Origin of the sequence: Desulfogranum japonicum DSM 18378 (assembly GCF_000429945.1) — a bacterium.
GTDB classification, from domain to species: Bacteria; Desulfobacterota; Desulfobulbia; order Desulfobulbales; family Desulfobulbaceae; genus Desulfogranum; species Desulfogranum japonicum.
The window spans coordinates 44,450-66,356 of record NZ_KE386996.1; the positions used below are offsets into that span (position 1 = coordinate 44,450).

General features: G+C 45.1%; 14 protein-coding genes. 6 read left to right on the forward strand and 8 right to left on the reverse strand.

Going from position 1 to position 21,907, the window contains the following annotated elements:
- Positions 1–105: 105 nt before the first annotated feature.
- Complete coding sequence (locus G493_RS0125535; protein ID WP_028582619.1) at positions 106–1,284, reverse strand: type IV pilus twitching motility protein PilT; 1,179 nt, start codon at positions 1,282–1,284, stop codon at positions 106–108.
- 484 nt (positions 1,285–1,768) lie between these two features.
- On the opposite strand from G493_RS0125535, the gene ilvD reads away from it, so the two are divergent.
- From ilvD to G493_RS0125550, 3 genes are all read left to right on the forward strand, one after another.
- Complete coding sequence (gene ilvD / locus G493_RS0125540) at positions 1,769–3,598, forward strand: dihydroxy-acid dehydratase (RefSeq protein WP_028582620.1); 1,830 nt, start codon at positions 1,769–1,771, stop codon at positions 3,596–3,598.
- Positions 3,599–3,643: 45 nt separating this feature from the next.
- Complete coding sequence (locus G493_RS31350; RefSeq protein WP_035275957.1) at positions 3,644–4,357, forward strand: rhomboid family intramembrane serine protease; 714 nt, start codon at positions 3,644–3,646, stop codon at positions 4,355–4,357.
- Between the two features lie 198 nt (positions 4,358–4,555).
- Positions 4,556–4,939: a hypothetical protein gene (locus G493_RS0125550; protein ID WP_028582621.1), complete on the forward strand. Its 384-nt coding sequence runs from the start codon at positions 4,556–4,558 to the stop codon at positions 4,937–4,939.
- Positions 4,940–5,706: 767 nt separating this feature from the next.
- On the opposite strand, the gene G493_RS0125560 is transcribed toward G493_RS0125550, so the two are convergent.
- The gene (locus G493_RS0125560; protein WP_028582623.1) at positions 5,707–6,501 is read right to left on the reverse strand and encodes an EF-hand domain-containing protein; all 795 of its coding nucleotides are present in this window, start codon (positions 6,499–6,501) and stop codon (positions 5,707–5,709) included.
- Between the two features lie 393 nt (positions 6,502–6,894).
- On the opposite strand from G493_RS0125560, the gene G493_RS0125565 reads away from it, so the two are divergent.
- The gene (locus tag G493_RS0125565) at positions 6,895–7,605 is read left to right on the forward strand and encodes a response regulator (protein ID WP_028582624.1); all 711 of its coding nucleotides are present in this window, start codon (positions 6,895–6,897) and stop codon (positions 7,603–7,605) included.
- 184 nt (positions 7,606–7,789) lie between these two features.
- Positions 7,790–9,271, forward strand: coding sequence for an ATP-binding protein (locus G493_RS32780; protein ID WP_051309955.1), 1,482 nt, complete (start codon positions 7,790–7,792; stop codon positions 9,269–9,271).
- 75 nt (positions 9,272–9,346) lie between these two features.
- Here the strand turns inward: G493_RS32780 and G493_RS32785 are convergent, their stop codons facing one another.
- Positions 9,347–12,022, reverse strand: coding sequence for a cache domain-containing protein (locus tag G493_RS32785; RefSeq protein WP_051309958.1), 2,676 nt, complete (start codon positions 12,020–12,022; stop codon positions 9,347–9,349).
- A gap of 233 nt (positions 12,023–12,255) precedes the next feature.
- On the opposite strand from G493_RS32785, the gene G493_RS0125580 reads away from it, so the two are divergent.
- Positions 12,256–13,455 carry a methyltransferase domain-containing protein gene (locus G493_RS0125580; protein ID WP_035275959.1) on the forward strand — a complete coding sequence of 400 codons (1,200 nt, stop codon included), beginning with the start codon at positions 12,256–12,258 and terminating at the stop codon, positions 13,453–13,455.
- 390 nt (positions 13,456–13,845) lie between these two features.
- On the opposite strand, the gene G493_RS34180 is transcribed toward G493_RS0125580, so the two are convergent.
- The 5 genes from G493_RS34180 to G493_RS0125610 form a co-directional block, all read right to left on the reverse strand.
- Entirely contained in the window at positions 13,846–16,113 is a 2,268-nt protein-coding gene (locus G493_RS34180; protein WP_051309960.1) for an ATP-binding protein, read from the reverse strand.
- Between the two features lie 1,259 nt (positions 16,114–17,372).
- Positions 17,373–18,368, reverse strand: a complete 996-nt coding sequence (locus G493_RS31370) for a glycosyltransferase family 9 protein (RefSeq protein ID WP_205623763.1) — start codon at positions 18,366–18,368, stop codon at positions 17,373–17,375.
- Between the two features lie 157 nt (positions 18,369–18,525).
- On the reverse strand, positions 18,526–19,431 hold the full coding sequence (locus G493_RS0125600; protein ID WP_028582627.1) for a lysylphosphatidylglycerol synthase transmembrane domain-containing protein: 906 nt from the start codon (positions 19,429–19,431) through the stop codon (positions 18,526–18,528).
- A gap of 136 nt (positions 19,432–19,567) precedes the next feature.
- On the reverse strand, positions 19,568–20,980 hold the full coding sequence (locus tag G493_RS0125605; RefSeq protein ID WP_028582628.1) for a sensor histidine kinase: 1,413 nt from the start codon (positions 20,978–20,980) through the stop codon (positions 19,568–19,570).
- Positions 20,977–21,657, reverse strand: coding sequence for a response regulator transcription factor (locus G493_RS0125610; RefSeq protein ID WP_028582629.1), 681 nt, complete (start codon positions 21,655–21,657; stop codon positions 20,977–20,979). Before G493_RS0125610 ends, G493_RS0125605 begins: the two co-directional genes overlap by 4 nt.
- Positions 21,658–21,907 lie beyond the last annotated feature (250 nt).

Sequence of the window (21,907 nt, forward strand, 5' to 3'; positions counted from 1 at the left end):
TGAATATTGGATAAATCGATTTTCCTGATCAGTGACCGTGCTAGATATTCTGCCAAACCAATTCAGGCGCGGAATATACAGGGGGCGGCAACCTAATTCAGGAGATTACCAGTTGCTGAATGGATCTTCCTCCTCCTCATTTTCCATGGCCAGACTTCCGATGTCAGAGGTTTTTTCACCGCGTGAAGATTTGATGGTATCCATGCCGCGCATGATTTCGCTGCGATGGGAGGAATACGCCAGGGCTACCTCTTCAGTGATGAGTCCGGTTTCAAACAGTTCAAGCAGGTGCTGGTCAAAAGTGCGCATGCCTCGGGTGGCGCCGTCAGTGACAACGCCGTAAAAGGTTTTATCTTCGGTCTCTCCGTTAAGAATAAGATCTTTGATACGCAGGCTGGTGCGCAGTATTTCCAGAGCAGCAATGCGGCCACCGCCTATACGGGGCATCAACCGCTGACTGACGACCCAGCGGATGGTGTCGGCGAGTCTGTTTCGTATCTGCGGTTGTTCATCCTGCTCAAACATACCTAAGATACGGTTGATTGTCTGTCCTGTATCGATGGTATGCAGGGTGCTGAAGACCACATGACCTGTTTCAGCGGCTGTCAGGGCGATTTCAAGGGTTTCCCTGTCGCGAATCTCACCGACCAGAATAACCTTGGGCGCCTGTCGCAATGCAGCTCGCAAACCACTGGCAAAGGTATCAAAGTCATCACCCATTTCCCGCTGGTTAAAGGTCGCTTTCTTATGTGGGTGCATGTACTCAATGGGGTCTTCCAGCGTGACGATGTGAATTTGGCGCTCTTCATTGATGCGGTTAAGAATGGCAGCCATGGAGGTGGTTTTACCTGTACCTGTGGCACCGGTGAAGAGTATCAGTCCATTGACCTCTTTGGCCATGTCCAGAAAGACATTAGGAAAGTTGAACGCGCTGATGGTCGGGATCTTTGTTTCCAGTTTACGTAAAACAATGCTCAGCTGACCACGCTGTGCAAATATATTAACCCTGAAACGAACCTTATTGCTGAGTGAGTAAGATAAATCACAGGAGCCTTTTGTTATGAGATCCCGTAATAGTCGCTGGTTGCCGCCAATGAGATTGAGCGCAAAGACCTCCGTCTGGAAGGGGGTGAGTGAGGTGACTGGCGGGATAACATCAACCGGCACCAGGACACCGTCGCTTTCAACCTGCAGAGCTTTTCCTGCAGTGATATTGAGATCTGAAACTCGCTCATGTTTCTTGAGCATAGCTGTGATCCAGTAATCTATCTCCTGTTGTTTCATAGGCTGTACCAGTGTGCAAAAGAGTAAAGATATCCGCTAGCAGGCGAGATGGGTTCTTGCCAGTCTGTAACCGTGTAATTACATTGTTCTGCGTGGCTTTCAGCGGTTTTACAAACAAGTCCGATACGACAAGTGTTCAAGTGTATCTGTTACTTATCCGCTGGATTGTACACACAGGCCCCGTTATACTGCCTCTGTCCGGACGGAATACAGACAAGATGTGGAGTCATGCAGACTGTCCTTGTAACATGGCGTAATATAACTGTTCGGCATGTCAACGATTTTTGTTGACGGGAAAGTCGCCTGTCTGTGGGCTATGCGTGTGCATTGTGTGGTATCGATGCCTTGGATGGCATCGTTGTACCCTGGCTGGCACTGCAAAAGCCACATTTCTGGACAGACACTATCTAATAAGGTACTATCGCGCCAGGGTATCAAATTACAAGAAAAAAATGTAAAACCTTACAGTAGGGAGTGAAGAGCTATGGCAATTCCTTTGCGGAGTGCAGAAACAACAAATGGCCGGAGAATGGCTGGTGCCCGTGCATTGTGGCGTGCCAACGGCATGAAAGAAGAACAGATTGGCAAGCCTATTATTGCGGTGGTGAACTCCTTTACGCAGATGGTTCCCGGGCATGTGCATCTTCACGAGATTGGTCAACAGGTAAAAGCCATAATTGAAGCAAAGGGATGCTTTGCACCTGAATTCAATACCATTGCCATAGACGACGGTATTGCCATGGGGCATGATGGTATGCTGTATTCACTGCCTTCCCGGGAACTGATAGCTGATTCCGTGGAATATATGTGTAATGCCCATAAAGTGGATGCCATGGTGTGCATATCAAACTGCGATAAGATTACACCCGGTATGCTGATGGCAGCTATGCGTTTGAATATTCCTGCTATTTTTGTTTCCGGTGGTCCCATGGAAGCCGGCCGTGTAGGGGACAGGGCGCTTGATCTGATTGATGCCATGGTCATGGCCGGTGATTCATCGGTAAGTGATGATGAACTCCAGGCTGTCGAACGTTCGGCATGTCCTACTTGCGGCAGTTGTTCGGGTATGTTTACTGCCAACTCCATGAACTGCCTCAACGAAGCCCTTGGTTTGGCCCTGCCCGGAAATGGTACGGTTGTTGCCACCCATAAGCAGCGCCTTAACCTGTTTACCCGGGCAGCAGAACGGATCGTTGAAATGTGCGATGCCTGGTATAACAGAGAAGATGCCTCGGTATTGCCACGCTCCATAGCAACCCGCGGTGCGTTTGATAACGCCATGTCTCTGGATATAGCCATGGGAGGTTCCACCAACACAGTGCTGCATCTCCTTGCCGTTGCCCATGAAGCTAATGTTTCCTATACCATGGAAGATATCGATGCCCTTTCCCGCAAGGTTCCAAACCTGTCCAAAGTGGCACCGAACTCTCAAAAATATCATATCGAAGATGTGAACCGGGCTGGCGGTATCATGGGAATTCTCGGCGAGCTTGACCGTGCAGGACTGCTCGATACCACCGTATCAAGGGCAGACGGTTTGACCCTTGCACAGACCCTGGATCAATATGATGTGATAAGAGACTCTGCCACGGATGAAGCCAGGGCACTCTATCTGGCTGCCCCGGGTGGTACGTTAAATCTTGTAATGGGAAGTCAGGATACACAGTATGAGGTCCTGGATCTGGACCGCTCAGGAGGATGTATTCGCAATATTGAGAATGCGTATTCCAAGGATGGAGGATTAGCTGTCCTTTTTGGTAACATTGCTGAAAATGGCTGTATCGTTAAAACGGCCGGAGTGGATGAATCCATCCTGCATTTTACAGGAACAGCCAAGGTCTTTGATTCACAGGAAGCTGCATGTGAGGGCATTCTTGGCGGGAAAATCGTTGCCGGAGACGTGGTGTTCATTCTTTATGAAGGTCCCAAGGGTGGCCCAGGGATGCAGGAAATGCTCTATCCTACGTCATACCTCAAGTCTATACATCTAGGGGCACAGTGTGCATTGGTGACCGACGGCCGATTTTCAGGCGGCACATCCGGATTATCCATAGGCCATGTCTCTCCAGAGGCAGCCAGTGGCGGTGCCATTGGTCTGGTGCAGGACGGAGATACCGTGGATATCAACATTGCTGAGCGTAGCATCAACCTGATGGTGGATGATGCAGAGCTTGCCAGGCGCAGAAAAGAAGAGGAACGCAAAGGAGAGCTGGCATTTACACCAAACCGTGAGCGAACAGTGAGCAAAGCTTTGCAGATGTATGCTCGTTTTGCCGCGTCTGCGGATAAGGGCGCGGTTCGTATTCTTGATTGAATATCATCGAACCTGGGAAATTAACGGCAATGAATCGGGGATGTAATGTTTCCACTCTACGATGAAAACCCTACCAGCCGTTTTCCCATAGTCACAGTGGCCATTGTTATACTCTGCAGCCTGGCCTGGATATTTATTCAGGGTATGGGACGAGAGTATGCCCTGGCCACTTCCATGTGCTCATTGGCAATTATACCGGCTGATCTTCTGGGCAGCGCACCCGCTGGAATGCAGGTGCCGGTCGGGCACAACCTGGCATGTGTGCTCAGTCAGGGATGGCCCTGGTATACCATGCTGTCCCACATGTTTCTCCATGGCAGCTGGATGCATCTGGTAGGCAACCTCTGGTTTTTATGGGTTTTTGGCGATAATGTCGAAGATGCCATGGGGCCGCTTCGTTTTGCTGTTTTTTATCTGCTATGCGGCCTGGTGGCAGCCGTTGTCCAGGTCATGAGTAGTCCAGACAGCCTGCTCCCCATGGTTGGTGCTTCCGGAGCAATTGGCGGTGTCATGGGGGCTTACGTTCGTCTCTATCCCCATGCCCGAATAAAAACCCTTATATTTTTAGGCATCTTTATAACAGTTGTCTCTGTGCCAGCCATCTTTATGCTCTGTTATTGGTTTGGTATGCAGCTTTTAGGCATAGTTTTCTCCCATGGACAGGAAGGCGGGGTAGCATTTTTTGCGCACTTCGGAGGATTTGCCGCAGGGTTCCTTCTGGTTGGAGTGTTTAGAAAGTCTGTTTCTTCCTATCGGTAGTGCCTGCTCATAAGTTGATGATAGACATCCTGAGCATCATATTTCAATTAGTTCTGAGTCGTAACTGGTCGCAGATGCTTCAGATTTGTGCAAGCGCGGTTTTTCGCTATAGGCTATCTATGCGAGAAACCGCGATCGTGCAAAGATGGAGTGCCTGCGATCAGTTACATCATATTGGTAGTAACTATATAGAGATAAATGCAATTTCTTGAATGTCCCTATTGCTCTAAAGAATGTATTTCATATCCTTCGTATGGCGGGGCTTTTTATATGTTGAACCCAGGTAAAAAGTGTCAATATTGCGGTGGTAAAGTATCACTGAGCGTCATCAATCTACTTGCATGCTACCTTGTTGGAATTTTAACCCTGGTAACAGTAATAATTGCTGGATGTATATTTTATGCCGTATATCGGAAAGTAATGAGTTACACTCCAATTCCAGAAAATATAATAGGAGTTCTGCTGTTACCGTTCATGTTGTTTGTAACAGTTGTTTTTAATTTAGTTTTACTGCCAAAAGTATTTGATATTATCAATATAAAAATATTTAAAAAAATATTAATACATATTAGTGTGTTATAGTAAAATTTTATTTGTAACGAGTTCGTGAGGGTATGCCGATTTTTAATCCAAGAAATATTTTCAATTCAATTATTCGAATTAAAAATGAGAAACTACTTATTTGATCAAAAAAAATGACTTAAGTAGCATGGTCAGTTGTAAGAAAATTGATGATCCAGTTTTGTTAGCCCTCTATAAAATGCTGTATCCTTACACAAAATGTATCTTAATTAACAGTGATGTTATATATATAAATTCTAATTGCAATTTTGTAATATATAACGACTCAGTTTCATATGATGATTTTATATCATTCATCATTCAAAAATTCCATAATATGAGTAAGGAAAACAATGGCTGGATCCCGTTACGGTTGTTTTTACCTAGCGGAGTAGTACAAATAATAGCAATATGGGTGTTTTTCATTACATTAAGAGGTTTTGAAAAAACTATTCAATATTCTGTCCTGGCTAGTTTGGCAATACTGCCTGTCTGTTACTTTTGGGAGAGGCATGCACGCATTGCATTTATTAGAAAAAATCTTAAAAATGAATAGGTTCGATAGTGAAGGTATTAGAATGTATTTCTACATATATTTCAACGTACATGTCTCCTCTTCAGCTTCATCATTTTTCCTGAGACGTCCAGATAAGAATCTTTTTTCAAGCAGTAGTTGATCAGCACGGCTTCCCGCTATAGTCATCTCTTTGGGAAACCGTGTTCATCCTGATATTGGGTATTTGTGAGTAGTCACTCTGGAAAATGAAACTTCCCTGGCCTGTACTGGATTAGGCATCAACATCTACGCTGGAGGTGTCAGCATCCGTGCTGATATTGCTTGCATACCCACTGATCAGTTCCAGCAGGTCTGTGATGGTTTCGTCATCAGCATTATCCAGGTACGATACCAGGGCGTCACGCATACTTCCACCTGCTGCCATGTTGGGTGGCGGTCCGAACTGCTCCATTATTTCAGTCATCATGGTATCGAGTTCATCCTGATTCAGCTCGCTATCACCATCTGTGTCATAGGTTTCGATAACATCAGCCACCTCCATGGTTTCACCGGTCATTGAAGCGATTTCATCTACAAACTCACCTAATTCTGCTTCGCTGAGCGTCTCGCTGTTATCCGTATCAAGTTCAGCAAATGTTTCTTCCGGAGATGGTGGAGGCTTTGGCATGGGCCGTGCTGCCATTTCATTAAGTATTTTGCTGAGAGGGTCTGTGGATTGGTTTGATTGATAACTGTTTATGGCCTGTTGGAAGAGTCCTGACTGCTGTGCAACCGGATTGGCGTTGAGCATGAGTTCCTGCATCATGACATCAACTTCAGATGTACTCAGGGATTCATCTCCATCAGTGTCATAGGTTGAGATGGCATCTGTTGCATCTATCTCGGTACCGGTGATGGAGAGAATTTCTTTTGTTAAGCTCACTATTTCAGTGGCATCAAGACCACCATTCTCGTCCGTATCAAGTTCAGCAAATTTTTCTTCAGGGCTTGGGGGCTTCTTCTGGTTTGCCTGTTGGGTATACAAGCTTCTCAAGAGTTGGCTGGAGCCGCTTATACTTGTTACCATTGTTTTTCCTCCTGCTTGTTGTTTAAGACAAGACTAAACCTGTTAAACTGCGATTTGGAGCCTGTAAGGTTTTATCGGCAGGCTGTGCACATTTCTGCGTTAAGAGTGCGGAAATATGTGTAAAGATACGTAAAGTGATTTTTAGGTTTTTTAGGCAAAGTGAAACAACTGACAGCATAAACGTCCCTCTTGGCTCTTTCGCATGGAGTGCAGCCAGAGGGAGAAGTGTAAATCAACGTTAAGTATCACTCTAGTTACTTGATCTTCATCTTGAAAAAGCATATTTTCTCCCATTTACCGGCAGTTGTATATTTCACGAATTTCATGATACAACACCTATACGGTGCACTGCCCGCAACGTCGATTTTTTCCCCACTCCATGAGACAAACTGTATGAATGAACAAGAGCGTATTCTGGTTATTGATGACGATATCGAGCTTTGCGAGTTGCTGACCAATTACATGCAACGCGAAGAGTTTGCCATAACAACTGTACATGATTCTCAGCAAGGTCTGGATATGGCCCTTTCCGGAGAGTTTACCTTTGTCGTCTTGGATGTCATGTTACCGGGCATGAACGGATTTGACGTGTTGAGAAAAATTCGTTCAACTTCACAGGTACCCATATTGATGCTGACAGCACGGGGGGATGACGTTGACCGTATCGTCGGCCTTGAACTGGGAGCAGATGATTATATGCCCAAACCCTTTAATCCCCGTGAACTTGTCGCCCGCATTCGTGCGATACAGCGCCGTAACGTGGGGGACCGGTCAGGAGATACTGGAGGACAGAAAGATCCGGACACTCTGACAACTGTGGATGTCCATATTGACCTGCGTACGATGACGGTTGAGCAGAATGGGGTAATTACCGCCCTCACTGGTGCAGAATTTCTTCTGCTCAAAGAATTGGTACTGCATGCAGGAGAGGTGGTTAACCGCGATGATCTTGCCCAGAGAGTATTGGGCCGCAAGCTTGAAATGTTTGACCGTTCCATTGATGTGCATGTGAGTAGTCTGCGCAAGAAACTCGGTCACCAGGTGAATGGACTGGAGCGCATAAAGACCGTACGTGGGGTGGGATACTTGTATGCAGCTATTTAGTACCTGCCCTCAAATGGTCGTATTGGCGTTTTGTTCCTTGTTGACCTGCATTCGACCGAAAATTCGCATTTATGAATAAGCACTATTGAGATTGCGTATTCCGTTTTTCAATAGTTTCTTTTCATAGAACACGTAAAGTGTATGGGGCGAATCCCTATGCATTGGCTGGAGGGTGAATAATATCATGCGAAGCATTTTTTTGAAATTTTTTCTCAGTGTCTTTATCACCGTTGTGTTCTCCAGTGTCATCAGTAGTATTGTCACCTATTCCATATCACATCGTTCCCTTGAAAATGTCCGTGAAAGATTCCACGCTCATTTTACGACAAACCTGGCTAGATCTCTGGTTGTTATGGGGAAATCGGCCTATATTGTTTACGAAAGTCAGGGACAGGAGGCGTTTACTTCCTTTGTTCACGAGATGCAGGATTCCATGCGAACGGATATTGTCCTGTTTATTGATGGCACAGTCATTGGCCACCATAAAGGTTCGGATTCCCAGGTGGCCTTCATGGCCCAAAAGGCCGCTGATCTGCCCGGGTTACAGATTGAAGAAGTGTCATCACTGTTGTATGCCGCCAAACAGTATCAGACACAAAGTGGACAACACTATGTTGTTGTCGGTGTGCATGAATTCATGCCGCCTCCCAGACCAGGCATACAGGGCCCTCCTCCTCGGAAGCCTGAGCCGGGATCGTTACATGTAACAGGCATGAATTCGAAGACTGGTATCGTTATTCGCTTGATAATTTTAGGTTTAATTGCCAGTCTGGTCTGCTTTGGCCTGGCTCGATCTTTTAGTCTGCCTATACGACGCCTGCGTTCAGCAAGCCGTCAGATTGCTGAAGGCGATCTCACTGCGCGGGTTGGTCCCATGCGGGGATTTGCAGGACGGGAACTGGCTGAATTGGCCCACGATTTTGACGAAATGGCTACGCAGATGCAATCTCTGGTGGAGACTCAGAAACGTTTGATCAGAGACATTTCCCATGAATTGCGCTCACCATTGGCACGGTTGCATGTTGCTCTGGAATTGACCCGTACCCAGGATCCAAAAATCATAGGGAGTATGCTTAATCGCATAGAAAAGGAAGCCCAGCGACTGAATGTATTGATTGGTGAACTCCTGACATTGACCAGGATTGAGCATGGGTCGGAACTTGGCGGGAAAGATGATGTTCACCTTGATGAATTGATTCGGGACTTGATCAAGGACGTTCGTTTTGAGTTCTCCAATTCTTTAAAAGCAGTAGAGTTACTGCACGTGGATCAGTTGCATCTACAGGGTAACAAGGAGCTTCTTCATCGCGCGCTGGAAAACGTGTTGCGAAATGCCGTATACTACACCGCAGATAAGACTGTCGTGGAGATTGCCCTGCGAAAGGTAGATGGAGAGGAAAACGATGGGCAAGGTTGGGCAGAGATCACCATACGGGATCACGGGCCGGGGATTCCGGAAAATGAATTAGCCTATGTCACCAAACCCTTTTACCGTGTTTCCTCGGCACGAGACCGTCAAAGCGGTGGAACAGGCATTGGTCTGTCCATTACTGCAAAGGCCGTCAGTCTGCACAACGGTCAAATAACCATCACCAATGCCGACGTGGGTTCAGGTTTGCTTGTGGTTATCAGACTTCCCATCTCGCAAGGGAGTGAATGTACATAAACAGCATGTATATCCGTGAGTTTTTCGGGGTAGATGCCCGGCTATTGTATGTGAATATGGCCCTTACAGCGTTCTTTATTGCTTTAGGTTTTGGGCAACTGCCCGACTCAGATCTTCGGCGTTGTATGGTTTTCGTATGATCGTCTCCAGGCCATGCTTTTTGAGGGTGTTAAGGTCGGCATCCCGGGTAAATCCTGAAGAGATGATAATCGGCAGGTCAGGGGCTATTCTTTTTAGGGCCAGGAAGCATTCCGTACCGTCCATGACAGGCATGATCATGTCCAGGATAACGAGATCTATCTTCTCCTGATTTTGTTGATATATTTCCAGGCCGTGCTGTCCGTTTTTTGCCTCCAGGGTGGTGTAGCCAAACTCTTCCAGCATCATGCGTACCGTCATCCGGACCACCTGCTCGTCATCCACTATAAGTATGCACCCGCTTCCCTCCACTGTGTTGGCCTGGGCTTTTTCTTTTTCCGGCGAAGCTTCGGTCACGGGAAACAGCAGGGTGAATTCCGTACCCTGTCCTGGTTCACTCTGAACACGAATGGCTCCGTTATGTTGCTGCACTGCACCGTATACTGCAGCCAGTCCCAGACCGGTCCCTTTATCTGCTTCACGGGTTGTGAAAAAAGGTTCAAAAATATGTTTGATGTGCTCTTTGGAGATGCCGCATCCGGTATCACGGATACAGAGCTTGATAAATCTGCCGCTGTTCAGGGGAAACGGATATTCTTCACAATCTTGTTCATTCAGGTCTACATTGGTCGTGTCAATGGTGAGAGTGCCACCCTCAGGCATTGCGTGGCCTGCATTGATGCCAAGATTGAGCAGGCAATTCAGCAATTGAGAGGAATCGCCAGAAATATCGTGCTTTTCTGCTTTGGTATGTACCTCGATAACTATTCGTTTATCCAGTGTGCGTTCCAGAATTTTTGCAGTATCACCGATCACTTTATGTAGATCGACAACTGTAAAAGCGATTTTTTCCTTCCTGGAAAAAGCCAGTAATTTTTGGATCAGTTCACTGGCTCGCAGGGAAGCCTGACGTATTATCTGCACCAGCCTTTTTTCTTTCTCTCCAACTTTCAACTGCAGAATATCGGCCGCACCCATAATGCCGCCAAGCATGTTGTTGAAATCGTGGGCTATGCCACCTGCAAGCTGGCCTATAGCATCCATTTTCTGACTATGGCGGAGGCGCTGTTCAATTTCGGCCTGTTTTGTGGTGTCGTCGATACGGATTACGGCTCCCCCGAACTGCTCTGTAGAAAAAGGAGCGACCATGAGGTCCTGGTATATGGTGTTTCCCATTTCATCCGTAAAGGTATATGAAATTGTGTCTGAAGTGTTGCTTTGTATACTATTTACAAGGATCTCCCTGTGCTCCAGAAGATTTGGAAACATTGAAAAGAGAGGCTTACCATGAACTTCATTGAAAGAGGAATGGAGAGTCTTCAATCCCTGGCTGTTGAGTTGATTTATATGTAAAGTGCTATCTACGCCAATGATGATGGAAGACATGGCATCGATAATGCTTTGAAGCAGCATTCGACTCTGCTCAGTTTCTTGTTCTGAAAGGGCCAGTTTGGTAATGTTTGTGGTGAGATCGCCCATGGTACGGTTGAGTTCACTGGACATACGGGAAAACGCATGGCCAACCACATTAATCTCGTCAACATGATGTTCCTGCCAGGTAAAGGGTTTTTGGTCTTTGTAAAAATTGCTGACAGCTTCTTCCAGGAGGAGCAGGGGAATACTGATAATCCTGCTTAATCTGGCGATAATCAGCAGCAGCAGTGTCCCGGCGAGGAGAACGACCATGAAGGTGATTTTGGTAAGAGATCGTATTGGTTCGAAAATTTCGTCTTGATACCCCGTCGCAACAAGATACCAGCCAAAATCGTCAAGTTTTTCCATAAAGGCGAATTTATCTCTTTCTGTCTTATCGGTGGGATTTTTCCATGAATAGGTAAGGAAACCATCAGGAGTTTGTTTGAGGGATTGAATAACTTCCCTTATTTTATCTTGATTGGCATCTGTTATTGCATGTTGGTTTGTTTCGTAGGCAGGGTGGATGAGTAATTCATCGTTTTGGTCAAAAATGAGAAAATAGCCGCTTTTCATGATTTTGACAGGTTTGATCAGGGCGCGCAAATCTTCAATATCAACCAGATCTACAAATTCATCCCTGTAGGACGATGCGCCAACTATCCAGTTCCATTCAGGAAATTCTACAAGGTATGCTGCTTTTTTTCTCTGGGAATTGTCTTCAGGATTTTTCCAGTTGTACTCTGTGTAACCATGCCTGACTTTTGCCCATACCATGCAGCCTTCAACATCGGTGCAGTCCTGTTTGCGAAGATAAGGGTGGATATCCAGCAAGAGTTGATCACCCTGTTCGCATACTGCCACAATGTAACCACTTGAGCCCACCGACATGCGGGTAAAGTAGGCCTGAATGCTATCTTTGGCCTGGTTTTCTGTCTGCAGGCCCTTCATGTATGCAGCATACTGGTGCTCTATGTAGGTAAGGCTTGTTTCCGTAATTCCCCTGAGATAGTTGGTGATGGCAGTATTCAGGAGGCTTTGTGCTGCACGGTGCATCTCCTTTTCTGTTTTTTTCAACTCCTGCCAGGCATTTTCTTTCAGGCTGTTTCTGATTAAAACATAATTGAGAATAAAGATCGTGCTGACCGCTATGAGCAGTAATGGGCCGATATGTAGAAATAAAATAGAGCGAATTTTCATCAACGTAACAGGGGAGTTGTTAACCTGCTCTCATTATAATTGGTCGCGTGGTTGCAACGTGCGTTATTAATTACATCTCTTCACCAATCCGCTAGTGCTGCTTATAGTACAACTGTTACTTTTTATTATACGTGCATTTTTCCCGAAGGGCAAAGTAGGGTTGAGATTATCGGTAAAAAGCCATATTTTCAGTCAGATAGTACTTTTAGGCCAGAAACTTGGTAAGGAGAGATATGCAGTTAAAAGACAGAGCTACAATTGAGTTCAGTGTGCAATGGACAAGTGTGCAGGCAAAGCACAACGACAGGATATATGTCGGTAATGTCGATTTCTGGCGCGATACGATTCCCTGCACGCTGGAACAACAGCTTGGCAGTGTACAGGAAAATGGATGTTGTCGTATAACGTATCCGGAAGGTGCACTGCTTGCCCCTTGTTCCGAAAAGCAGATACGTACCTTTCCTGAAAAAATGTTTGATGCATCTGTCGACGGACGCGCACTCTCACCAAGGCTAGGCCGGTTTTATCCCCAGGGGTATGCACATGCGGGTTTGTATTGTTTCAGGCAGAGTCTGCAGCCATTTCGTATCATAGAAAAATCCGGGGGGACTCTCACAGGGGACATGAATCATCCGTTGTGCCGGTATCCTTTGACTGTGTCTGCAACCCTGCTGTCCAGGGATATGTCCGGAGCTGAACGGGGGGGCAGTTGTCATGATATTGCTGAACTGCTCACTGCAGACGGACCCGGTATGCAGGCACGTTATCCTGGAAAAGCAACTGATTTTTATACGCAATATCCCTTTCCAAGGGAAAATGACGGACCTGATGAGCACTTTTATCGTCAACCCAGGATGGTTAATCATCTGGATGCAACGGCACTTGAGCAGATCCAGGCCCTATATGGTCGTCTTGTGCCGGAATCAGGCAATATATTGGATTTAATGAGTAGCTGGGTCTCGCATCTTCCTGATTCGTTGCAGGCGTGCCGGGTTGCGGGGCTTGGCATGAACAGGCAAGAACTGGATGCCAATCCGGTGCTGCATCAACGGGTCATCCACGATCTTAACCGGGAAATATCGCTTCCGTTTGAGACAAACAGTTTTGATGCGGTTATTTGTACGGCCTCCATTGAATACCTGACACGTCCTGTGGAGGTTTTGCAGGAAGTTGCAAGGGTGATCCGGCCTGGTGGTATCAGCGTAACCACCTTTTCAGACCGATGGTTTCCTGGAAAAGAAATAAGTATTTGGGCTGATTTGCATGCTTTTGAACGTCTTGGCCTGGTGCTTGATCTGTACCAGCGCACGGAAGCATTCACTAATCTGCATACCGAATCCTTTCGCGGTCTTCCAAGGCCTTGGGATGACAGGCACATTATGGAGCGGCAGGTGTCTGATCCAATATTCGCAGTATGGGGAACAGCGCTGTAAAAGATCTCAGTGGTGTTAGGGTTACGGAAAAAATAAATTATCCAATCTTGCTTGTCTCTCAACTCGGTAAGGTCGTCACGTCAATGGTTCAATACGGCCAGTATGGAACCATTGACGCGACAACGTTACCAAACCGATATCCTACTCAATTTTTGGATATTTATTATTTTCTGCGACCCTTAACCCGGATTTTCACGAGCATTTTTTGTTAAGGAATGCGGGATAGTATTCAAAATAACTCCTCATAGAGGAGGTTGCTCAGCTTGACAACTTCCATGTATTTATAACTGGTTACAGGGTGCCTGAGGCTTTCGCAAGCAAGCAGGCTGGCGTAGCGTATTGGGTCATACGTAAGCCAGACTGATCGCGGAAAAGTCTGGCACGCTGTGGTCAGTTAGGTTCAAGTATGTTTTTAAGTGTCAGGGCCAGGCGTTTTTTGGTAAACGGTTTCTGCAGAAATGGTATACCTGAATCCAGTACGCCATGATGTACAATAGTGTTGTCTGTATATCCGGAAACATACAGTACCTTGAGCTGAGGGATGTGTCTGCGTAAACGATCTGTCAGCACCTTGCCATTCATTTCCGGCATGACTACATCGGTAATAACCAAATCAGGAATACACTGCCCGCTTTTCACAAGTGTCAGGGCCTCCTCACCACCTGTAGCGCTAACCACACGGTATTGCATGGATTTCAGCATGATCTCGCACAGTTTTCGGAGAGCGGGCTCGTCTTCAACCAACAGGATCATTGCGTTGTTTCCCTGGGTTGCCATTGCGTTTTTCGGGGCACTTTTTTTGGTTGTTTTCTGCGTCGTCCGAGGCAGATATATCTTAAAGGTAGTTCCCATACCCGGTTCGCTGTATGCCCATATGTATCCTCCTGACTGTTTAACTATTCCATAGACTGTAGCCAATCCCAGGCCGGTTCCTTTCCCCTGTGCCTTGGTTGTAAAAAAGGGATCAAAAATGCGTTTTCTGGTAGTTTCATCCATGCCATGTCCTGTGTCTGTCACAGACAGCATGACATAGGTTCCTTGTTTTATGCGCACATGGGTTCTGCTGTACTGCTCATCAAGTTCAACACTGGTCGTTTCTATGAGTAGAGTTCCTCCATCTGGCATGGCGTCCCGCGCATTCACAGCGAGGTTAATGACGACCTGCTCGATTTGTGTTGCATCAACCAGAACCGGGGGGATATTTTTGCTGAGCATGGTTTTCAGTTCAATGTCTTCACCTATGAGGCGGGCAAGAACACGCTCAGTGTTGAGAATGATTGCGTTGATGTCTTCAACTTTGGGTTGCAGGGGTTGTTTTCTGCTGAATGCCAGCAATTGATGGGTCAGTTCTGCGGAACGTTTACCAGCTGAAAGTATTTCCTGGGCAAATGTGCGCAGGGGATCATCAGGGTGAAGCGCTTCAAAAAGTTCCTGACCATAGCCCAGGATGACATTGAGCATATTGTTAAAGTCATGCGCGATCCCACCGGCAAGGGATCCGATGGCGCTGAGTCTTTCAGACTGGACAAGCTGTTTTTGTGATTCCCGAAGCTGTTCCTGCTGTGCTTCCAGAGCCTGAGCCATTTCATTGAAGCTGGTGATTACCTGATTGCTGCCTGCACTGTCAGGAATATTATGCAATCTGTAGCTCAGATCGCCATTTCTTACACTGTCCAACGCTGTTTTAATTTTTGTGTTAACGATGTCGAGCATACGTTCCTGCGGAAACATGGAAAAAAATATCCAGCGAAGTTCAGGAATGGTTGTGTAGAGAACCTCATACTTCCGGCAGTCTTCCAACATAAGCTCCAGCTTACCGGTATGAGATGAAATTAATTTTGATACCGGAATATTGGCAAATTCTTTACTTATGTAATCCAGCTTTTGCTGATAAATGGCACCTTTTTCCTTGTCGATTTTCGTTTCGATCAGAGGATGGGCAATGATGTTTTTGCCATAATCAGCAATGAAGTTCTGTTGTTCAGGAATTTGCCGGATGAACATGTACTCGCTGTAGAGGGGAGTCATGGGTAAGTCGATGCTCCATACCCCCGTAAAAGTGTCACCCTCGTAAACAGGAATTGAAACAGAAATAATAAGCCCCTTGCCTGCATAATCTATGGAGGGGGCAGTCCACTGAATAGCACGTTCGGGATTGTTTTCCGGAGCAACTGATATCCAGGTGTGATAGGTTGACCAGTCAAAATCAGCGGTAATGGCGGTGGCCTGATCGATATAGGGGAATTGCAACGCGAAATTGGTTGCATCCTGGTAATATATCCAGGCTGTTTCAGGAAGCCTCTCCTTAATTTCTTTCAGGAAAGGTCCTATGTTTCTGAGGGCGAACATACGCGCGCTGACATCATGGTTGTTGCGTAATTGAGGGTGGCAGGAGTAACTTACAGCATCAGGTACCAGGCAACCGTTGCGGTACTGTTCCAGATGGCTGAGATTTTGCCAGAAACCGTCTGGACAAATTCCATAATTTTCATCTGCAAACCACTTTTCGATATCAGCAGGATCGGCGGTGGTTTCTTGCAATAGGATGAGTGTTAGCCGTCTCAGTTCATAAAGGGTGTCGTAATAGCGGCGGATTGTACTCTGCAGGGCTGTAACTGCTCTGTCGACCTGTGATTTGACTACTTCCATCTCGTGCATATATCCACCTTGTAAAAAAAGGGAGTGATGTTAAGAGTTTTGGTGATCAAATACAGTGTTTGCAGTATCTAATGAGTTCTTGTACTGCTTGCTGTGATCGCCTTCCAAGGCAATAGGGTAGAAACCTGAAAGGCTGTTACGATAAGTATACAACAGATGTGAGTAGCTCTCTTGATTGATGTGAAAAAAAAGAATTTTAATGACGGAATAATTAAACGAGGGAGAATCTGAATTTGCGTTTTTAGAAAAGAATATAGTGTTTCCAGCTCCTCTGCGGGGCAGGTCAGCTGCTTGAGCAGCTGGATGGTTCAAATAAATTTTTTAGCAGCCGATTTTCATGTAGAGGTATATCGTCAACATTAGCAGGTTGCCTTCTATCCTTGGTAAGGCCATATTTTGTGGAGAAAAGGTTCTAAAAGCCAGTTTCAGCCACTCGACACGGCCAATGCAAGGCATCTGAAATTTCTATTTGCCTCCGAATGTGTTAATTGCTTGGTGTTGTTCAGAGTTGTCGTAAAAACAACATGATGAATAGGTGTTTTTTGGGCTACGGGCACCAGCTGAAGAAGCAAGATATAGTGCAACAAGACTGATGAGAAAATCACGATACTACCCAAAACTATGTAAGAGGTATTATTGCTCTCTGTTAATACATATTTTGTTGGATTTGCTTAGTACCGGTAGTAGTTGACACATTTCTTTTGATGAAACTGTTTCAAAACAAATCTTAAGAATGTGCGTGTATTCTGTATTTGGGAAAAAATTTTCTTTTTCAGATGATAAATTAATATTATAGAATATAATATTGTTATTCTTGAATATTCCCCAGCTATTAGCATCATGGCGATTTTTTTGACAATAAAGAGTATTTAGCAATGTATAGTTTCTTTCTTTGATACCTCTTTCAACTTTTTTTTTGAATTCACCATTTTTGTCAATTGCTTTGGCATTGCCTATATGTATTGCCAGTACTATTATTATGAATGCAAAAAATGATAAATTTGATTGTGTTTTCGTGAGAATAGATCGTTTGTGCAAATTCATTGTAATTTTTTATTTTGTTGTTTTTGTGTTTGTATGTATTTGATATTATAAGCGGAAAGATCGCCTCGTCTTTCCGTGGCATATATTAGCGTGAAATCGTAGATGTCTCAAGAATGCTGTTCATTACTACGCAAATATCCCTTGATCTGGTTAAAAACCTGTGTGACAGTTATAGCCTGAAGGCATTTATTATCTGTGCAGCTGTTTTACGGTGGTTAGCTGCGCTGACGCAAGGGAGAGCAGGCAAGTCCTGCATAAATGGGCGTTGAATGGCCTAGAGAACCATATAATGCAGGCGTTTCAGGGCCAAAAAGAACAAACGTGGGAAGTTCTGTTATAGCTGAAAAATGTCCAGGTCCGGAATCATTGGTTACCATCAAGAGTGCTATTGAATATAGAACTGGTAATTCGACCAGCGTTACCGCACCAGTGAAGTTAACACATCGATGGTGACGAACTCTTCTACAGAGTAGTTCGGCGCCCTCGCTCTCTGATGATGCCCCAGTGATTAGGATAAGAAGGTTTTTTCTTTGATCAACAATTCTTTCTGCGAGCTCTTGATAACGTTCGGGCATCCAACGCCTCTGGGGCAGTAGTCCACTCGCGTTGGGATTAATCAAGACAATCTTGTGATATTCCGGGTCGTAGTCTTGAAATCTGTTGCTAATAATCCCTTGCATTCTTTTTTGTTCTTGCAACGTTGGGTGAACCGTTGGCAAGATAATGTCCTTATCTGGAATATGAATCTTGGAATAAGGAATTTCCTCCACTTTCGCTTCTAGAGCATAGACAAGGGCAATAAAATTTTTGGCAATATGCATGTGAGGATTATATGATACTCGATGGGTAAGAAGTTCACCTCTATAGAGCCCTTCATTATGAAATGAATAAAACCCAACTCTTCTCTCTGCTCCAGATAGACCGGTAAGCAAAGCCGTAAAACGAGAAAAAAGTTCGAGGTCGATAACGGTATCAATATGTTTTTTTCGAGTCCAGTAAAGAAATTTGGCGGTATCGATAAGCAGCACCAACAGATTGTTTTCACGCAAGGTGAAGATATGCTCCTCTGTGACCGTATTCAGTAGTTGTAAGCTCGCCTTATTTTTATTGAAAATCACAAAATAAATCTCTGCTTGCAGCTGTCTATTTGCCCTTTCCATTGCCGGATTAGCGAGAATGGTTGAACCCATTTCCGAAAGTTCGATAAACAAAATCCTCTGGCTAACGGTTGATTGTCTTTTTCTGTATACCTGCCGCAACTTCAGTAGCCAGGTGAAAATAAAGGTAAGCGGTATTCCAAGCCATCTGTCAATGGCTCGCATAGTGTCAACGGTCATATCGTTTTTGTATGTTAAGGGCTTTATTTCTTCAAATTTGACGTTTCTGTAATAGAAATACTGCAAGGCCTGGTAGTGAAGAGATAAGTATCAGCAATCCTAACATCACTGAAAGTAATAAAACCAATGACTTATCGGCTCCTACGAGCAAGAAAAAGCTGACCATGGCACTTTCGCGTATGCCCCATCCGGCCAGGGAAATTGGCAGAATAGTCAGAAGTAGCACTGGGGGGACGAGTGTGAGATACACCGACAAATCAAAACCCAATCCCAGGCCTTTTCCTAGCATGTAAAAAGAGAGCATCGTCATAAGATGGATTACGATGCTGAGACAGATCTGGGACAATATGGTAGCAGGAGAAGAATAGACTTCTCTGTAGCGCTGTGAGAGGCGGGGAAGATATGCCAGAAATTTTATCTTTTTAAATATAGGTATATCTCTAATAAACAAAAGCGAAATGAAGGTGACCAGGAGACACAACGTCAGTAATAACAGCAGCGTGGAAATCGGAACAGGTAATAGATCCATATTAAAAAGCAGCGCGAACAGATTCAGCAGCAAGAGTCCACTCAGTCCAATAATGCGATCAATAAAGATGCCATAAAATGCATCTTCCTTATTATTGAGTATGCGGGAACAGTCAAAGATCCGTAACGCATCTCCACCTATACTGGTTGGCAGGCCCTGGTTGAAGAAGCTGCCTTTGTAATAACTCATCAAATAAAAGGAAAGAGGCTGGCTGCAACCAAGCCTTCCCATGATCAGAGACCACCGATATGCGGCAACAAAAGTTCCCCACATCATAAAGAGGACCACAGTTCCTGGGATATACAGAGGCAGCTGTCGCACGGCACCGAGTGCTGCCCCGATATCCACCTGACGAGAGATCAGGATTAAAAATAGTCCGCTAAGCGCGAGTTTAATACTGTACTTCAAGGTCTACACCTCATCTGTTTTGAACAAAAAAAGCAGGGTATTGCTTAGTTTTTTTACTGCTTACCTGAAAGTTGCTTGTGAAGCACCGAGGTAAAGCATACCGGAGATTAGGACTTTCATGTTTCGTTGTGCCTGGTCACTTCAGTGCTGGAAGGGTGTTAAATTCAGGTAATAAAATTGTAAATGAGGTCCAAGTAGCATTTTCGCTCTCCACTGTAATGCTTCCGCCGTGAAGATCGATTATTCTTTTGACAATCGTCAGTCCTAATCCTGAACCACCGTATGTTGCAGAGCGACTCTTTTCAATTCTGTAGAATTGCTGAAAAATATTGTCTTGTTCCTCGGTGGGAATGCCATTGCCGGTATTGTATACTCTCAGTTTGACGGCATCGGCATTTTTTTCAAGATGAACGCGTATCTCCCTTGCACCACCCGAGCTATACTTAATGGCATTATCGATCAGGTTTATTAATACTCTCCTGATCATATCTTCATGCCCATGAAACATGATATCTTTTTGGATATCTGTGCTAAGCCGTATATCTGAATATTCAATGATGTATTCAAAGTCCTCCAGGACAGATTCTATAAGATGGGACAGATGTATTAACGATGGCTCAAAGGTACTCTTTAATTCAAGGGCAGAGAGGTGGAGCAGGTTTTTTACCAGTTGATCCATCCGCCTGGTCACTCGCACCTGTGACAATATCTGTCGCTGCAAATCCTCGGGCAAATCCTCGCGCTTGCTTGCCTCGTCAAAAAAGAGTCGCTGTATGGCAAGAGGGGTCTTCAATTCATGTGAGGCGTTGGCGACAAATTCTTTCTGCTGCCTGAATGAGAATTGAAGCCGATCGAACATCTGGTTGAGTGTCATTGCGAGCTCGTGCAGTTCATCCCTGTTCTTTCCCTGAGGGATTCTTTTTTCCAGTGTATGTTCATTGATTTCTCTGCTTAAGCTATTGATAATTCGGATTGGTTTTAGGATTTTTCCCGCAGCAAAATAACCAAATGATACAAGAACAAGCATGAACAATATCAAGCCAATGGCTATTGATATAACCAGTTCATGAATTTCATCCTGAAGTTTCTCCATTGGGCGAGCTATTTGCACAAGATATTGTGCGCCACTAAAAGAAAGGGGCAAGACATGGACCCGAAAACTGACTCTATCTGTATCACCTTGATCAAAATTAGCGATTTCCACAGGAATGGTTGCGTCAATATTGTACTTAGGACTCTTTTTTTTGAGAGGCAGGTTGACAAATCGTGTCATGGACGAAGCGTGGATCAGGTGCCCCTGTTTGTCGAAAATTTTCAGCCAGTACAGTCTCCCCAAGGAATCCAGCACTGCGTTGGTCGGTTGAGAGGCATTGTCACTTTTCAGTGGATGTAGAGCAGCCAGCAACGTGTAGGCTTGACTTCCTAATTCATCATCAAGCAGTTCGTAGGGTTGCTCTACCAACTCATAAAAGATAACAAGGGAAAATATTAAACCAGCAAGCAGGCCGGCTCCGCTGATCCAAAGAGTAATCAAATATCTGATCTTCATGCCTTCTCGTTTCGAACCATGTAACCAACGCCACGTACTGTATGAATAATCTGCGAGCCCTGCGGGCCAAGTTTTTTTCTCAGGTTTTTAATATGTACATCTATGCTGTTTGACATGGTAACCGGATCAAATTCATCCCCCCAGACATGCTCTGCCAATGTGTAACGAGATACCGCACGGTTGAGATTGTAGAACAGAAACTCAAGAATTGAAAATTCCTTGGGCGTTAAGTCTATCGGTTCACTGCATTGATGGACCTCTCTGGTAGCAGTGTTCAGGCTGACACTCTCCACTTCAATCTGAGGAGAGCCCAATTCGTTGCTCCGACGTAGTAAAGCTCTGACTCTGGCTAGGAGTTCTTCCATTGCGAAAGGTTTGGCCAGATAATCATCAGCCCCCAGGTCTAACCCTTTAATACGGTCTTCCACTTCTCCTCTGGCTGTTAACATCAATACCGGCGTTTTCTTTTTTTCTCTTCGTAGTTCCTGCAAAACACCAAAGCCATCTTTTTTGGGCAGCATGATATCAAGCAGGATGAGATCATATGGATCAACATAGATTCTGTCCAAAGCTTCCACGCCGTCCAAGGCTGTGTCCACTGTGTATTTCTGTTTTGCCAGAGTCTGTCGTATCTGTTCCACCAGTTCAGGTTCATCGTCTACTATCAAAATTCTCATACTACTATCCTCGTCCGTTCTGGTGATGAGCAAGGCATCACAACAAATGATAATTCCCCCAATTCCGTGACCCTGAAGCTTTTGCCTCTCTGAAAAAGCCAACCGGCAAAGGCAATTATCACGCTGATTCCATTAGAGTGAAGGCCTGACAATATGAAAGGAATGAGGCTGATAACGAAAATTAGCTGTGCAGAGTATCAAAATGAAAACTGAAAGGACTAATTGATCGTATGCCTTTTTTCAGAGACAA

What these genes read in the sequence shown, in the direction of transcription:
- G493_RS31350 (WP_035275957.1), top strand. Translation starts at nt 3,644, where the DNA reads ATGTTTCCACTCTACGATGAAAACCCTACCAGCCGTTTTCCCATAGTC.
- G493_RS0125560 (WP_028582623.1), bottom strand. Translation starts at nt 6,501, where the DNA reads ATGGTAACAAGTATAAGCGGCTCCAGCCAACTCTTGAGAAGCTTGTAT.
- ilvD (WP_028582620.1), top strand. Translation starts at nt 1,769, where the DNA reads ATGGCAATTCCTTTGCGGAGTGCAGAAACAACAAATGGCCGGAGAATG.
- G493_RS32785 (WP_051309958.1), bottom strand. Translation starts at nt 12,022, where the DNA reads ATGAAAATTCGCTCTATTTTATTTCTACATATCGGCCCATTACTGCTC.
- G493_RS32780 (WP_051309955.1), top strand. Translation starts at nt 7,790, where the DNA reads ATGCGAAGCATTTTTTTGAAATTTTTTCTCAGTGTCTTTATCACCGTT.
- G493_RS0125550 (WP_028582621.1), top strand. Translation starts at nt 4,556, where the DNA reads ATGCAATTTCTTGAATGTCCCTATTGCTCTAAAGAATGTATTTCATAT.
- G493_RS0125610 (WP_028582629.1), bottom strand. Translation starts at nt 21,657, where the DNA reads ATGAGAATTTTGATAGTAGACGATGAACCTGAACTGGTGGAACAGATA.
- G493_RS0125535 (WP_028582619.1), bottom strand. Translation starts at nt 1,284, where the DNA reads ATGAAACAACAGGAGATAGATTACTGGATCACAGCTATGCTCAAGAAA.
- G493_RS0125605 (WP_028582628.1), bottom strand. Translation starts at nt 20,980, where the DNA reads ATGAAGATCAGATATTTGATTACTCTTTGGATCAGCGGAGCCGGCCTG.
- G493_RS0125580 (WP_035275959.1), top strand. Translation starts at nt 12,256, where the DNA reads ATGCAGTTAAAAGACAGAGCTACAATTGAGTTCAGTGTGCAATGGACA.
- G493_RS0125565 (WP_028582624.1), top strand. Translation starts at nt 6,895, where the DNA reads ATGAATGAACAAGAGCGTATTCTGGTTATTGATGACGATATCGAGCTT.
- G493_RS34180 (WP_051309960.1), bottom strand. Translation starts at nt 16,113, where the DNA reads ATGCACGAGATGGAAGTAGTCAAATCACAGGTCGACAGAGCAGTTACA.